Consider the following 13447-nt stretch of genomic DNA (forward strand, 5'->3'; position numbering starts at 1 on the left):
CGATATTGTTGGTCAGGTGATGAAACGCCGGTCCGTCCGGTTTGCCGGTAAACAACCGGAAAGTGATCAGAAGTCCACGCCCAAATTCAATCCCGATGAAGTGCTGGGCAGCCTTGGTACAAAACTCCTGAACGGTGAGATCAAAGTGATTGATTGCACGGCTGTTCTTGGACCGAACACACCGATCCTGCGCCTGCCGGAAGGATTTGCGAAAAACACGCCGAAAGTCGAGATCCACAAAATCAGTGAATATGACTTGGACGGACCATTCTTTGCCTGGAACTGGCTGAAACTGGGCGAACATTCTGGGACCCACTTCGACGCGCCACATCACTGGTTGTCTGGCAAGGATCATGCTGATGGTTACACCGATACTCTAGATGTTCAACGGCTGATAGGGCCGGTCAATGTTATTGATTGTTCGACGGAATGCGCTGACGATCCTGATTTTCTGCTGACTGCGGAAGCGGTGAAGGACTGGGAAGCAGAGCACGGGGAAATCGGTGCTGGTGAGTGGGTCGTGATGCGCACAGACTGGGATAAGCGGGCGGATGATGAAGACGAGTTCCTGAACGAAGATCCCGATCCGCTGGAGGACGGGGCGCACAGTCCTGGACCGACAACTGGGTGCATCGATTATCTATTGTCCAAAGGCATCGTCGGCTGGGGCAGTCAGTGTATCGGCACGGATGCAGGAATGGCCGGCAAGTTTTCACCGCCATATCCGGCGCATAATCATTTGCACCGGGATAATTGTTTTGGCCTGGCAAGTCTGGCCAATCTCGATCAGCTGCCACCCAAGGGCGCAATCTTGATTGCAGCGCCTCTTAAATTGGAACGTGGTACCGGCAGTCCCATTCGGGCTCTGGCGCTGGTGCCAACCGGGTGAACACTTGATGCCTCATGGATTTCGGTTCACTCCCAAACCTGGTTAGGATCGGGGAGTGGGATTGCTGCTAAGAGTTCTTTGGAGTACGCGCTGGCCGGGTGGTCAAACAGAGCTGCCGTTTCGGCGTTTTCAACGATTTCGCCATGCTGCATGACGATGATCCGGGTGCAGAGCCGACGGATAACAGACAGGTCGTGACTGATGAAGGCAAGGGTCAGCCCAAGCTCGGTCACGAGATCTGCCAGGAGATTGAGAACCTGTGCCTGGCTGGAGACATCCAACCCGGACACAATTTCGTCAGCTAGAATAAACTCCGGTTTGAGCGCGATCGCGCGGGCGATGCCAACCCGTTGGCGTTGACCACCAGACAGTTCATGTGGGTAGCGGTGGCGGAAATCGCGGGGCAAACCAACATGATCCAAAGCTTCGTCGACGCGTTCACTGATCCGGTCCATATCGTGCAGACGGAGCGGCCCGGCAATAATACCACCAACCCTTCGACGGGGATTAAGGGAAGACATCGGGTCTTGGAAAATCATCTGAAATTTCTGGCGAATAGGGCGTAATTGGTCTTCATTCAAATGCGTTATGTCCTGGCCCGCAAAGTGGATGCTACCGCTTGTTGGCTCCAGCAATCGAAGCAGAGTGCGCCCTAAGGTTGATTTGCCCGACCCCGAGCCGCCCACAATTCCCAATATCTCGCCACGAGGTATGGTGAAACTCAAGCCTTTGAGAATTTCAATGCGTGGCGCTGCACCCACGAGTGGTTTTCGAGCCATATCGGGAAGCGACAATTTCAAGCCATTAATATCAAACAACAAATCACTCATACCTTACCTCGATCGAATGCGTCGACTTCAGCGCGTGTCGCGTCGGTTACGGACTGGGGCACGGGCATAAGACTGCTGTCGGGGTCGGTATATTTGGGTGTTGCTGCCAGAAGTGCAGCTGCATAGGGATGGGAAGGTCCGTTGAAGAAATCAGAAACGCGTGTGTCTTCAATAACCTTGCCCGCATATAGGACGGTCAGTGTTTGGCAAACTTTGGAAACCACACCCAGATCATGGGTGACAAAAACAAGCGCAGTGTTGTGGCGGCTTTGCATTTCCTTGATGAGTTTTAAAATCTGTTTTTGAACCACCACATCCAGAGCGGTCGTTGGTTCATCAGCGATAATAAGTTTTGGTTCTGCAGCAAAAGCTGAGGCAATCAAGATGCGTTGACGCATGCCGCCGGACAACTCATGCGGATAGGACTTCATGACCCGTTCAGGGTCCGGAATATGCACTTCGCTCAAGAGTTCCCGTGCCCTGAGCTCGGCATCGGCACGTTTCCAGTTCAGGATCTGCACCAAACGATCGGTGATTTGTGGACCGATACGGCGTGAGGGATTGAGCGCCGTTAACGGATCCTGTGGGATCAGCGCCGCCTTGGCTCCAATACGGTTACGCCGTTCGGAATTGGACAATTCAAGCAGGTTTTCGCTGTCCAGCCAGATTTCGCCACTGCTGATCTCGACGGATCGGGGCAGTGTTCCAAGAATTGCCTTGCCGATCATTGATTTACCTGCGCCGCTCTCGCCAACGAGGCCACGGACATCACCCGCATTGACATCAAAACTGACCGAACGCAGGATTGTCGGCCCATGGCGCAAACGGGCAGTCAGATTGCGAACCTTTAAAAGTGCACTCATCGCAACACCGGATCGAAACGGTCTTTCAGACCCTCGCCTAATTGACTGAAACTGAGCACTGTCAGGAACAGTGCCACAAGCGGAACAACCAAGACCCACCAGGCTTGATGAATGGAAATCCGGCCTTCGGAAATCATTCCGCCCCAGGTCGGTGCATCGGTCGAGATCGACAGGTTCACGAAACTCAGGATCGCTTCGACAATGACAGCGATGCCCATTTCCAAGGTGAGCAAGGTGACTATTGTTGCCAGCACATTGGGCAGGATTTCGGCGAGCAATGTCCCCATCCGTGTGCGTCCTGCTACCTGTGCCGACGCGACATAATCCATCACCGACTGGTTCATGGTTTCAGCCCTTATGACACGGGCAAATCGTGTCCAGTCGATCACGACAATGGCGATAACGATCGACCAAAGTCCTGTTCCTAAAACAGCAATCAGCAAGATCGCGAACAAAACTGGCGGGAATGCCATCCAGATTTCGATCAAACGAGAAACAACCAGATCCACCCAGCCGCGATAATAGCCTGCCAGCAGGCCCATTGCGGAGCCAATGAGGCATGTCAGCGTTCCGGCAGTGATTGCTACGATCAGTGCGGTCCGGGCGCCATAGATGACGCGGGATAGGACATCTCTTCCAAGACTGTCGGACCCGAGCGGAAAGCCCGGCTCTGATCCTGAAACCCAGAAGGGGGGGAGCCGAGAGGTGAACAAGTCTTGCGCCAAAGGATCTTGCGGGCTTACCCAAGGAGCAAAAATGGCCACAGCGGCGACCAGCAGCAACCAACCGCCTGAAAGCCAAAGACGTACACCCAACCCTCTATGAACAGTTCGATTTGCCTCAGCCATGTCGCAGCCTCGGATTCAAAACGGCATAAGCCAGATCTACGATCAGGTTCACACCTGTGAAAATGAGGGCGAACAGGATGACAATCCCCTGAATTAGCGGCAGATCCCGGTTGATCACGGCATCGATGGCCATGTTTCCAAGACCTTCATAGGAAAACAATCGTTCGATGATCACCGTACCTCCGATTAGGAACGTGAATTGCACACCGACAAGCGTTAGGGTCGGCAGGATGGCATTGGGCAGCGCCTCGCGTGTGATGACGTGGTTTTCGGCATACCCTTTGGTTCGCGCCAGCGTGACATAATCCAGGTGCATGGTTTCCTTCAGGGATTGCTTCAAAAGCTGAGCAATGATCGCCGCAAGCGGGATCGCAAGCGCAACTGCCGGCATGAACATGTGTGAGACAATGTCAGCCCATATGTCGAAACGAAGCCGCAGAACACTTTCAAACAAATAGAAAGACGTCAGGAAATCGAAATCCAATGACGGTGATATACGGCCGGAAATGTGGAAGATGGGTACTAAAACACCGAACAGTAGAACAAGCACCAGTCCCCAGAGAAAGTCTGGAATGGAGAGAGCTACGCCATTGGTGACATCAATGGCCGCTTCCACCTTGCTGTGGCGGAAACGCGTTCCTGTCAGGGCCAAGACACCGCCGATGAACACGGCAATTACTAGTGCCATGATCGAGAGTTCAAGCGTGGCGGGAAGGCGACCCAAGACCAGGTCGAGTACCGGTTGGCGCAAAGAAATGGAATTGCCAAAATCGCCTTGAACCACGCCGCCGATCCAGATCACGAACTGTTCTACGATGGATTTGTCGAGGCCATAAAGAGACTTCAAACGATCGATGTCTGCTTCGGAGGCTCCCGGCGGCAGCATCATCGCGATCGGATTGCCTGGGACCACCCGGATCACGAAAAAGACGATCACGGCGGCCCCGAGCAGGGTGACAAATGTGGTCGCCAGGCGTTTTAAGGTACGTCTGAGAATGAGCATGAAACGTCTGTCGCTGTTGGAGGACAAGCCGTGTTTCCACACACGGCTTGTCGCACCATTTGGCTTCTTTATCCGCGGGTCATCAGATGGGGAAGCAGTGCTCCCGAGGCGTGCGGTGTTACTTTGACGCCGGAAGAATGCAGGATCGGCTGGACATACTGCAGGAGCGGTATGACTTCTGCGTTTTCAGCAATGTGCCGGTCGACTGCTTTCCAGCCTTCAATGCGCTTGGCCTCGTCCTTCTCTCCCCAGAGCGGAAGGATCATCTCCAAAGTTTCCTTTCCGTCCCAGACTGAATGCGGGGAGGGCCCAAACATTGCAAAACCGGTCGATGTGGTTGGATCGCCTACCGAATTGCCCCAGTTGTAGAATGCTGCCGGAGCCAAAGTGTCCGCCGCACGCAGTTCGTAATGTTTGGCAATCTCGTAGACTTCGATTTCCGCCTCGATACCGACCTTGCGCCACAAGCCGACAATGGCTTGAATGATTTCATAGTCTTTCGGTTTGAAACCCCGAGTAGACTGGATCGTGAACTTGACTGGATTGTCTGTCGAATAGCCGGAAGCGGCGAGCAGTTCTTTCGATTTTTCCGGGTCATAGGGAACTTTGATCGACGCATCGAAGGCTTCGTAATCCGGTGTTTGCAACGTATCGATGGCCACGCCATAACCTGACAACAAACGATCGATGATGAGTTGTTTATCGATGGCGTGAGCCGCAGCCATGCGCACATTCGGATCGGTCATGACTTCGATATCGTTGATGAATATCATGCCGATATCTGAAATGGGCTTGGCCACACCGGATATCCCGTTCCCAGACTTCAACCGGTCAAATTCCTCATACGGAACTTCCAGCGTGACATGTGAGTTGCCACTTTCAATTTCTGCGACACGGCTGGCCGCGTCGGTCACGAATTTGATGGTGACGGTTTCGAACTCGGGCTTGCCGCCCCAATAGTTTTCATTGGCTTTGAGACGGACAAAGGCGTTGCGCTCAAAGGAATCGACCATGTAGGGGCCTGTGCCGATCGGAGCGGCTTCAAAACCTTCCGCCCCGACTTTTTCGTAATAGGCTTTTGGTAGAACGTAGCCAGTCAGGAACGACATCCATTTGAAGATTGTCGGCTCATAGGAAATGACATCCGCCGTGATGCGGTTTCCGTCGATTGAAAAGTTTCCGATCTTGCTCCAGATGAACTGAATCGGATTGCCGGTGTCTTCTCTGCCTGCTCGTTCCAGGGACCAGACAACATCTTCAGCCGAAAATGCTGATCCGTCGTGCCAGGTGACGCCTTCGCGCACATCCATGTAGATCTGGCTCGCGTCATCATTCCAGCCCCATTCGGTGATCAGGCCAGGACCAAAACTCAAGTCGGGATTTTGCGCGATAAACAGGTCAAAAACCGACTGATAAATGCCTTGGATGGTCGGATTGACTGCTGATGGACCAACTGTCGGGTCCCAGCTCGGCAAATTGACGTTGTAGGCAATCACCAATTCATCGATGTTCTGAGCCCAAACCGGCATTCCGGCCGTGCTCAATGCCATCGCCGCAACAGAAAGCTTCAGCAAGTTGCGCCTTGAAAGTGTTGTCATTGTTCCCTCCCAGAATTGTTGTTTTTTAATTCCCTGACTCATTTTCCAGCCAGTTTTTGCGCTAGCAAAAAACCCGGTCCAGCACCGGTTCCAGCTCCCGGCCAGACGGCTGCTCCCGTGTGATGCAGGTTGGCGATTGGCGTATTGCCGTCGGCGTGTCCGCGAAATGGCCGAAATAGAAAATGCTGATTTAGGTGGTGGCTGCCACAGACCTGGTCGCCGCCGACCAGGTTTGGATTGTCAGCCTCCAGATCCATCGGGCTGACAATGTGCTTGCCAATGATCTTCGCGCGGGTACCCGGCGCATAGGTCTCTAAGATGTCCAAAGCGCGTTCGGCAAATGGCTCGGCGGCGTCTTGCCAGTTCATGGCTGCAATTTCGCCAGCTGCATCGCCGCGAATCTCGCCTGGCGCCATTCGAACTTGTAGCCACAGAACATGTTTGCCTTCCGGAGCCCGGCTGGGATCTACGGTCGTCGGCTGGCCGCAAACAATCACCGGTTCCTTTGGCAATAGGCCCGCTTGCGCTTCCTGATAGGTCCGCGCCATATAGTCCATCGATGGTGCGATATGGACATAAGCGAAATCGCGGAGTTCCGGGCCCGCGGTCCAATCAGGCAAGTCTTCCATCGCCAGATGGATCATCATTGTCCCTGGCGCGTGCCTGAATTTTGAAAGACCCTTGTCGTAGACCTTGTTGCCCGTCTCACCAGTAAGCCGTGCGAGCGCGCGCGGGGCAACATTGGCGATTACAGCCTTTTTGGCCATAACTTGCCGCCCATCATCCAGTACAATGCCGCGTGCCCGCCCATTTTCATGCAATACGCGAGTAACGTTGGCGCCGCATTCTATGGTCCCGCCATTTGCATCAATCATGGCTTTCAGCGCGTTTGTGACGGTATTTGCACCACCTTTGCCAAGCACCATGCCAAAGGCTTGTCCGGCCATCGCCTCCAAATAGGGGAATAGGGCACCTCCGGCGATATCGGGTGCAAAATCCAGATGCATGCCCCAAGCGGCTAGAGTGGCTTTGACATGATTTGATTCAAAGGTTTCATCAAGCCAGCCGCGTGGCGACATCATCATAAACCTGGCCAGATCAAGCGTGCGGTTGATGCCAAGTTTCGGCAGTGTCTTTAAGGCCAACTTCGCGATAGAGCGCTTGTTCACCGGGCTGCCAAGAAGATCAAATATCGGCTCGGCATCCGAAAAGAAACTTGCGCTCATTTCTTTCCAGGCTCGGGCGTCTGCAGGTGAAAAATCGTCAACGCGTTCTGCGGTCGCCACCGGGTCAGCGCTCACACCAAACCATTTTCCGTCCGGAAAGACGCTTGCGAACGGATTCTGTGCCGGAACATAGTCCAGCCCGTGACTGGAAAGAACGTCTCCATAGGTTTTGGAGAATTGAGAACCTGCAAACAGAGACAGGTTCATGGCAGCCCAGTCGTGCCTGAAGCCCGGCAGCGTCAATTCAGCGGTCTTGATCGCCCCTCCAGGTACTGCAGCTTGTTCATAGACAGCCACACTCCAGCCCTTTGTCGCCAGATGAGCTGCGCAGACAAGTGAATTGTGTCCGGATCCGATGATGATTGCGTCTGTCACGAGTGCCTGTTGATTTGCTTTATGCTTAAAGAATATTTGCAAATGCATATAATTTTGTCTAGCAAGAAATATGAAAATGAATAAAGTTCTGTAGTCGAAGCCTAGGGAGGAAACCATATGAGCTCCGGAAAAACAGTAGAAAATCTCGGCGCTGCGCTGCTGTCTGGTGATGTTGAAGTTGTCGATTGCTCAGGTGTTTTGGGACCGGAAACACCGATTATTCAATTGCCGCCCGAGTTTGCCAAACCCACTCCCAAAGTGGAGATCAACAAAATCTCGGAATACGATTCCGACGGTCCGTTCTTTGCGTGGAACTGGATGGTGCTTGGTGAGCATTCCGGAACTCATTTTGACGCTCCTCATCACTGGATTACCGGAAAAGATTATCCGGACGGGTATACCGATACGCTCAATGTTCAGCGTCTGGTGGCTCCGGTAAACGTCATTGACTGCTCTGAACAGTCTAAAGCCAATCCCGACTTTCTACTGGATGCGGCCGGTGTGAAAGCCTGGGAGGCTGAACACGGTGAGATCAAGGCCGGTGAATGGGTGGTGATGCGTACCGATTGGGACAGCCGTGTCGACGATGAAGCTCAGTTCCTCAATGCAGATGAGACGGGGCCTCATTCGCCTGGTCCAACTGTTGATTGCATTGAGTATCTGTTGTCAAAGAACATCGTTGGCTGGGGAACCCAGTGTATCGGCACTGATGCCGGTCAAGCTGGCGGGATGGAGCCTCCTTATCCAGCGCACAATCTATTGCACAAAAACAACTGCTTCGGCCTGGCATCGTTGGCCAACCTCAAAAAGGTACCGGCCAAAGGCGCAATCCTGATTGCAGCCCCACTCAAAATTGAAAACGGCACAGGCAGCCCAATCCGGGCGCTGGCGCTTGTTCCCAAGGGGTAGCAGCATATGGCGCAGCCAGATCACATCATTGTCGGCTCGGGTATCAACGCTCTTGTCGCTGCGGCGATGCTGACAGCTTCCGGAAAAAAAGTTCTTGTGCTTGAACAATCGGACAGGCCGGGCGGGTGTATGCGAACGGATGAAATCACAATTCCGGGATTTCATCATGATGTAATGGCTGCGACATTTGTTTTGTTTCTGACCTCTCCGGCTTATGCAGCGCTTGCAGAAGATTTGACGCGGCATGGTTTTGAACTCTGCCACTCGAGTTATCCAACCGCTGTTGTACGTCCCAATGGCAACGCCGTTCGCCTCACGATGGACCGTGAATTGAACAGAGCCGCCTTCAACGCGCTTCATCCCGGAGATGGTGATGTTCATGTTGCCGATGTAAATTCCATCGAACAAGAAGCGCCGTTTCTATTCACAATTCTGGGCGGGTCTTTGTGGTCCTGGCCAACGGCACGCTTGATGGCCGGACAAGCGTGGAAACGGGGAGTTCGTGGACTTGTCGCCTGGATTGGTGAAGCTTTACGTCCTGCACGCGCATGGTTGGAGAGCGGCTACCAAAGCCCGGACGTTCAAGCCCTTTGGTCACCGTGGGTTCTGCATACTGGCCTGACACCGGAAAGCACGTATTCAGCACAGATGGGCAAGGTGATTGCCTTTGCCCTTGAGGCCGCAGGTGCGCCAATCGTCAAGGGAGGTGCTGGCAAAGCTGCTGAGGCATTTCAGGCTTTGATTGAAGAGAAGGGCGGAGAGATCCGCTGCAATACTGAAGTTGACCGCATTCTCGTTGAAAATGGCCGTGCTGTAGGCGTCCTTACAGCCAGCGGTGAAAAACTCCTGGCAGGCGATGTGATTGCATCTGTTGCGCCCGGTCAGCTCTATCAGCGGTTTTTACGCGAAGACGTGCCGGCAGATCAAAATGCGACTCAGGAATTCCGGCATGGCCGGGGCAATTTTCAAATGCATTTTGCGCTCAATAAAGTTCCCAATTGGAAATCTCCCGATCTTGGGGAAGTTGCCCTGATCCATCTAGCGGATAGTATTGATTCCGTTTCAAAATCGGCAAACGAAGCCGAACGGGGAATGCTGCCCCAAACGCCGACAATTTGTGTCGGCCAACCACATCAGCTAGACCCGACACGCTGTCCTGATGGCAAGGCGATCCTCTGGATACAGGTCCCTGATGCTCCGCGCTTCATCAAAGGTGATGCGGCTGGTGTGATCGAGACCGATGGCTCTTGGAATGAGGCAACGCGGGAGGCTTTTGCGGACCGGATCGAGGCCATCCTTGCACAGCATATTGAGGATTTCGCCGCAATTAAGTTGGCAAGGCGGGCTTATTCGCCAGCGGATCTCGCCGAAATCAATCCCAACCTGGTCGGCGGTGATCCGTATGGCGGGGCTTGCACGATCGATCAGTTCTTTGTCTGGCGCCCCTTTTCCGGGTCCGTCAACAACGCAACGAAAATATCGAACCTCTATCACATTGGAGCTTCCACACATCCTGGGCCCGGGCTTGGTGGAGGGTCAGGTTACAATCTGGCACGGAAGCTGGGGGCCTAATCAACAACTGATAGATCATGCAAACGATCTATGAATAAGCGAAACGACTGACACACCGAAGGAGAAATTGAATGGAACGCAAGGCAGTCAATCCAGCAATTTTGTACGACTCGGTGTAGTTCGGCTTTTCTCATGCTGTTGAGAGCACAGGAGAACGCCTTCTTCATTTATCTGGTCAGGTGGCATGGGATGCGAACGGCGATCTCGTTGGTCCCGGTGATCTGGCGGCACAAGCTGCCCAGTGTTTTGCAAATTTGACCGAGGTTTTAGCACAGAGCGGTGCTACGGCAGCGAATGTTGTTCGCTTGCGGACATATGTGGTCGGGTATTCGCCTGATAAACTAGAAATACTGGGGCCTGCAATTGCTGCGTTTTATGGCGATGTTGTACCTGCGGCCAATACTTTGATAGGGGTTCAGGCACTTGCAATGCCGGAGTTTTTGATCGAAATCGAGGCCACCGCAATTCTCGGGTAGCGGGCTGGAATGTGTCGAATTATCTGCAAATCCGCCGTTGGGTTTAGATAATAATTCCAATTGGTTTTCGGTAAGAACTTGTTAGACACTGGCTTCAGTAAGTCCGGCGGAAGACGAAAAGACATCCATGACAAAAACCGATAGTGATGAGCTGACTGCCACCCAATTAACTGAATTTGCGCCCTACCTCATGAACAGAATTGTTCACCGCTACAACCAAACTGCTCAGGTAGCGATGAGCGAGCGCGGCATCACCACACCAAAAATGCGCGTGCTGGCGGCTTTGGCATCTCAAGGTGATCTCACAGTCAATGAGCTCACTGTCTTTGCGGTATCCGAGCAGTCCACTATGAGCCGCACGCTTGACCAGATGGAAAAGTCTGGCCTTGTGGTCCGGAAAACCGGCGATCAGGACAGCCGTGTCCGGCACGTCTCGATAACGGAAAGCGGTTTGGCGCTTTACCGGAGTATTTGGCCTGACATGTTGAAAGCGGAGGCGGAGTTGTTTGCCGGGCTGGATAAAAAGAAGAAAACAGCATTTCTCAACACTCTGAACCAGATTTTGCTCAATATCAGGGTGAATAAATTTTAGGTGGTCAGGACTTGGATCGAGTTGGAAATGACCAGGCCAAATTGACTTCGCTTTGCCATAATATATATTCATTTGCATATTATGTGAGGGCGGTATGGCAGAGCGGTCTTTTGCGAAAGAAGTAGAACATCTCAGGATCGGTGCTGGCCAAACCTTTCGCGGTGAGGGCATTCTGGCGATAACAAAAGCCCTGTTAGAAAATGGCGTTGGGTATGTTGCCGGATACCAAGGATCCCCGATCAGTCATCTGATGGACGTGCTTGCTGATGCCCAGGATATTCTGGGTGAGCTCGGCGTGCATTTTGAGGCGAGTGCCTCCGAAGCGACCGCTGCGGCCACCTTGGCGGCCTCGGTTCACTATCCAATTCGCGGCGCCGTCACCTTCAAATCGACAGTTGGAACCAATGTGGCGTCTGACGCCTTAGCAAATCTGTCGTCAGGCGGAGTTACCGGTGGTGCGCTGGTGATTGTCGGGGAAGACTACGGCGAAGGGTCTTCAATCATGCAGGAGCGCAGTCATGCTTTTGCAATGAAAAGTCAAATTTGGCTGCTTGACCCTCGTCCAAATTTGCCATCCATCGTCAAAGCAGTCGGTGATGGCTTCCGGTTGTCGGAAGCGTGCCAAAGCCCCGTGATGCTTCAAGTCAGAATTCGCTCGTGCCATATGTTGGGTGAATTTGAAGCAAAGGACAATATTGCGCCGGCGATGACAGTCAAGGATGCTTTGGAAGCGCCGAAACGCGACATAGACCGGATAGTGTTGCCGCCCGCATCTTTCCTGCATGAACAGGAAAAGGTCACCAAACGGCTACCTGCGGCCCTACAGTTTATCAAGGACAACAAACTCAACGAGATGTTCGGTCCCACCGATCGCAAAGTTGGCATAGTTTGCCAGGGTGGCATGTACAATGCTGTCGTCCGGGCCTTGCAGCGCCTCGGGCTCTGCAATCTTTACGGCGATACCGATATTCCACTTTATGTCCTCAATGTCACCTATCCATTGCTGGAGGACGAGTTTCTGGAATTTGCCAAAGGCAAGGACAACGTTCTGGTCGTTGAGGAGGGATATCCGGAATACATCGAACAGGCGCTAAGATCTGCGTTGAACAAAGCAGGCTCGCAAACGAAATTGCACGGCAAAGGAGTGTTTCCTCAGGCCGGTGAATTAACCGCTACAGTAATGCTCGACAGCATATCGACATTTTTGCGGGATACCGCATCCAGCCTCATGCCGTCGGTTGCGCGAGCCCCCAACGCGCCCGTATTGGCGCCATCTTCTGAGCTTGCAAAAACCGTCCCGGTGCGACCGCCGAGCTTTTGTGTTGGCTGTCCCGAGCGGCCGATATTTGCGGCAACGAAACTGGTTGAAGAGGAACTGGGAGAACATCACATTGCCAGCGACATTGGCTGCCATTTGTTTTCCATCAATGCGCCGTTCAACTTAGGCGCAACGACAATGGGGTATGGACTTGGACCTGCCTCAGCGTCCGCTTTTAACGACAAGGCCGCAGACAGGCGGTCTATCTCCTTTTTGGGGGACGGGGGCTTCTGGCATAACGGGTTAACGTCATCCATCGGCAATGCCGTATTCAATGACAATGATGGCGTGATCGTCATTGTCGACAACTTTTATTCTGCGGCAACTGGTGGTCAGGACATTCTGTCATCTCGTGCGAACAACAAGACGAAGTCGACCAAACATCCCATCAAGGATGCAGTCGAAGGCATGGGTGTGAAGTGGGTTCGACAGATTGATCGCACCTACGATGTCGGCACCATGCAAGCGACATTAAAAGAAGCCCTGACCACTGAAGAAACCGGCCCCAAAGTCATCATCGCGTCTTCGGAATGTATGCTCAACCGGCAGCGCCGCGAGAAACCGCTGCGTCTGAAAGCTGTTGCGGACGGAAAACGCCTCAAACGCACCCGGTTTGGCGTTGATGAAGATGTCTGTACGGGGGATCACGCCTGTATCCGGCTCTCCGGCTGTCCATCACTTTCGTTGAAAGAGTTGGATGACCCGCTGCGGGATGATCCGGTTGCCAGCATTGATCAGAACTGTGTTGGATGTGGAAACTGCGGCGAAGTTGCAGATGCCGCGATCTTGTGCCCCTCGTTTTATCAGGCCGATGTCATAGAAAATCCGACTTGGCTGGACCATTTTTCAAAGTCGGTCCGGTCTTCTGTGATTGGCTGGCTGCAGCGTCGGCGCGATGCCAAACGCCTTGTGTCTGTCAACGGTTCAGCGTGATGGTGCAGGCATTGA

The 13447-nt window shown here is 53.3% G+C and carries 11 protein-coding genes and 1 pseudogene; 6 read left to right on the forward strand and 6 right to left on the reverse strand.

Translation table 11 applies throughout. The features are described from left to right. Nucleotides 1-19: 19 nt before the first annotated feature. Entirely contained in the window at nucleotides 20-889 is an 870-nt protein-coding gene (locus FJ695_RS16590) for a cyclase family protein (RefSeq protein WP_141188770.1), read from the forward strand. A gap of 26 nt (nucleotides 890-915) precedes the next feature. Here FJ695_RS16590 and FJ695_RS16595 read toward each other — a convergent pair whose 3' ends face one another. The 6 genes from FJ695_RS16595 to FJ695_RS16620 form a co-directional block, all read right to left on the reverse strand. Beyond that, nucleotides 916-1719: a dipeptide/oligopeptide/nickel ABC transporter ATP-binding protein gene (locus tag FJ695_RS16595; RefSeq protein ID WP_141186483.1), complete on the reverse strand. Its 804-nt coding sequence runs from the start codon at nucleotides 1717-1719 to the stop codon at nucleotides 916-918. Beyond that, nucleotides 1716-2582 carry an ABC transporter ATP-binding protein gene (locus FJ695_RS16600; protein ID WP_141186484.1) on the reverse strand — a complete coding sequence of 289 codons (867 nt, stop codon included), beginning with the start codon at nucleotides 2580-2582 and terminating at the stop codon, nucleotides 1716-1718. The genes FJ695_RS16595 and FJ695_RS16600 overlap by 4 nt, the downstream gene beginning before the upstream one ends. Further along, the gene (locus FJ695_RS16605; RefSeq protein ID WP_141186485.1) at nucleotides 2579-3430 is read right to left on the reverse strand and encodes an ABC transporter permease; all 852 of its coding nucleotides are present in this window, start codon (nucleotides 3428-3430) and stop codon (nucleotides 2579-2581) included. Before FJ695_RS16605 ends, FJ695_RS16600 begins: the two co-directional genes overlap by 4 nt. Beyond that, nucleotides 3423-4433: an ABC transporter permease gene (locus FJ695_RS16610; protein ID WP_141186486.1), complete on the reverse strand. Its 1011-nt coding sequence runs from the start codon at nucleotides 4431-4433 to the stop codon at nucleotides 3423-3425. The genes FJ695_RS16605 and FJ695_RS16610 overlap by 8 nt, the downstream gene beginning before the upstream one ends. Before the next feature lie 68 nt (nucleotides 4434-4501). After that, on the reverse strand, nucleotides 4502-6031 hold the full coding sequence (locus tag FJ695_RS16615) for an ABC transporter substrate-binding protein (protein ID WP_141186487.1): 1530 nt from the start codon (nucleotides 6029-6031) through the stop codon (nucleotides 4502-4504). A gap of 38 nt (nucleotides 6032-6069) precedes the next feature. Further along, on the reverse strand, nucleotides 6070-7632 hold the full coding sequence (locus FJ695_RS16620) for a phytoene desaturase family protein (protein ID WP_371708787.1): 1563 nt from the start codon (nucleotides 7630-7632) through the stop codon (nucleotides 6070-6072). A 117-nt stretch (nucleotides 7633-7749) separates the two neighbouring features. Here FJ695_RS16620 and FJ695_RS16625 point away from each other — a divergent pair, with 117 nt between their 5' ends. From FJ695_RS16625 to FJ695_RS16645, 5 genes and pseudogenes are all read left to right on the forward strand, one after another. Beyond that, nucleotides 7750-8541 carry a cyclase family protein gene (locus FJ695_RS16625; protein ID WP_141186489.1) on the forward strand — a complete coding sequence of 264 codons (792 nt, stop codon included), beginning with the start codon at nucleotides 7750-7752 and terminating at the stop codon, nucleotides 8539-8541. A 6-nt stretch (nucleotides 8542-8547) separates the two neighbouring features. Then, nucleotides 8548-10113 carry an NAD(P)/FAD-dependent oxidoreductase gene (locus FJ695_RS16630; protein ID WP_141186490.1) on the forward strand — a complete coding sequence of 522 codons (1566 nt, stop codon included), beginning with the start codon at nucleotides 8548-8550 and terminating at the stop codon, nucleotides 10111-10113. A gap of 137 nt (nucleotides 10114-10250) precedes the next feature. Continuing rightward, nucleotides 10251-10589 (forward strand): annotated as a pseudogene (locus tag FJ695_RS16635) (RidA family protein); the annotation flags it as partial. A 127-nt stretch (nucleotides 10590-10716) separates the two neighbouring features. After that, nucleotides 10717-11181: a MarR family winged helix-turn-helix transcriptional regulator gene (locus FJ695_RS16640; RefSeq protein WP_141186491.1), complete on the forward strand. Its 465-nt coding sequence runs from the start codon at nucleotides 10717-10719 to the stop codon at nucleotides 11179-11181. A 94-nt stretch (nucleotides 11182-11275) separates the two neighbouring features. After that, the gene (locus tag FJ695_RS16645) at nucleotides 11276-13432 is read left to right on the forward strand and encodes an indolepyruvate ferredoxin oxidoreductase subunit alpha (protein ID WP_141186492.1); all 2157 of its coding nucleotides are present in this window, start codon (nucleotides 11276-11278) and stop codon (nucleotides 13430-13432) included. Nucleotides 13433-13447: the final 15 nt, after the last annotated feature.

Source organism: Labrenzia sp. PHM005 (assembly GCF_006517275.1).
In the GTDB taxonomy this organism is placed as follows: Bacteria; Pseudomonadota; Alphaproteobacteria; order Rhizobiales; family Stappiaceae; genus Roseibium.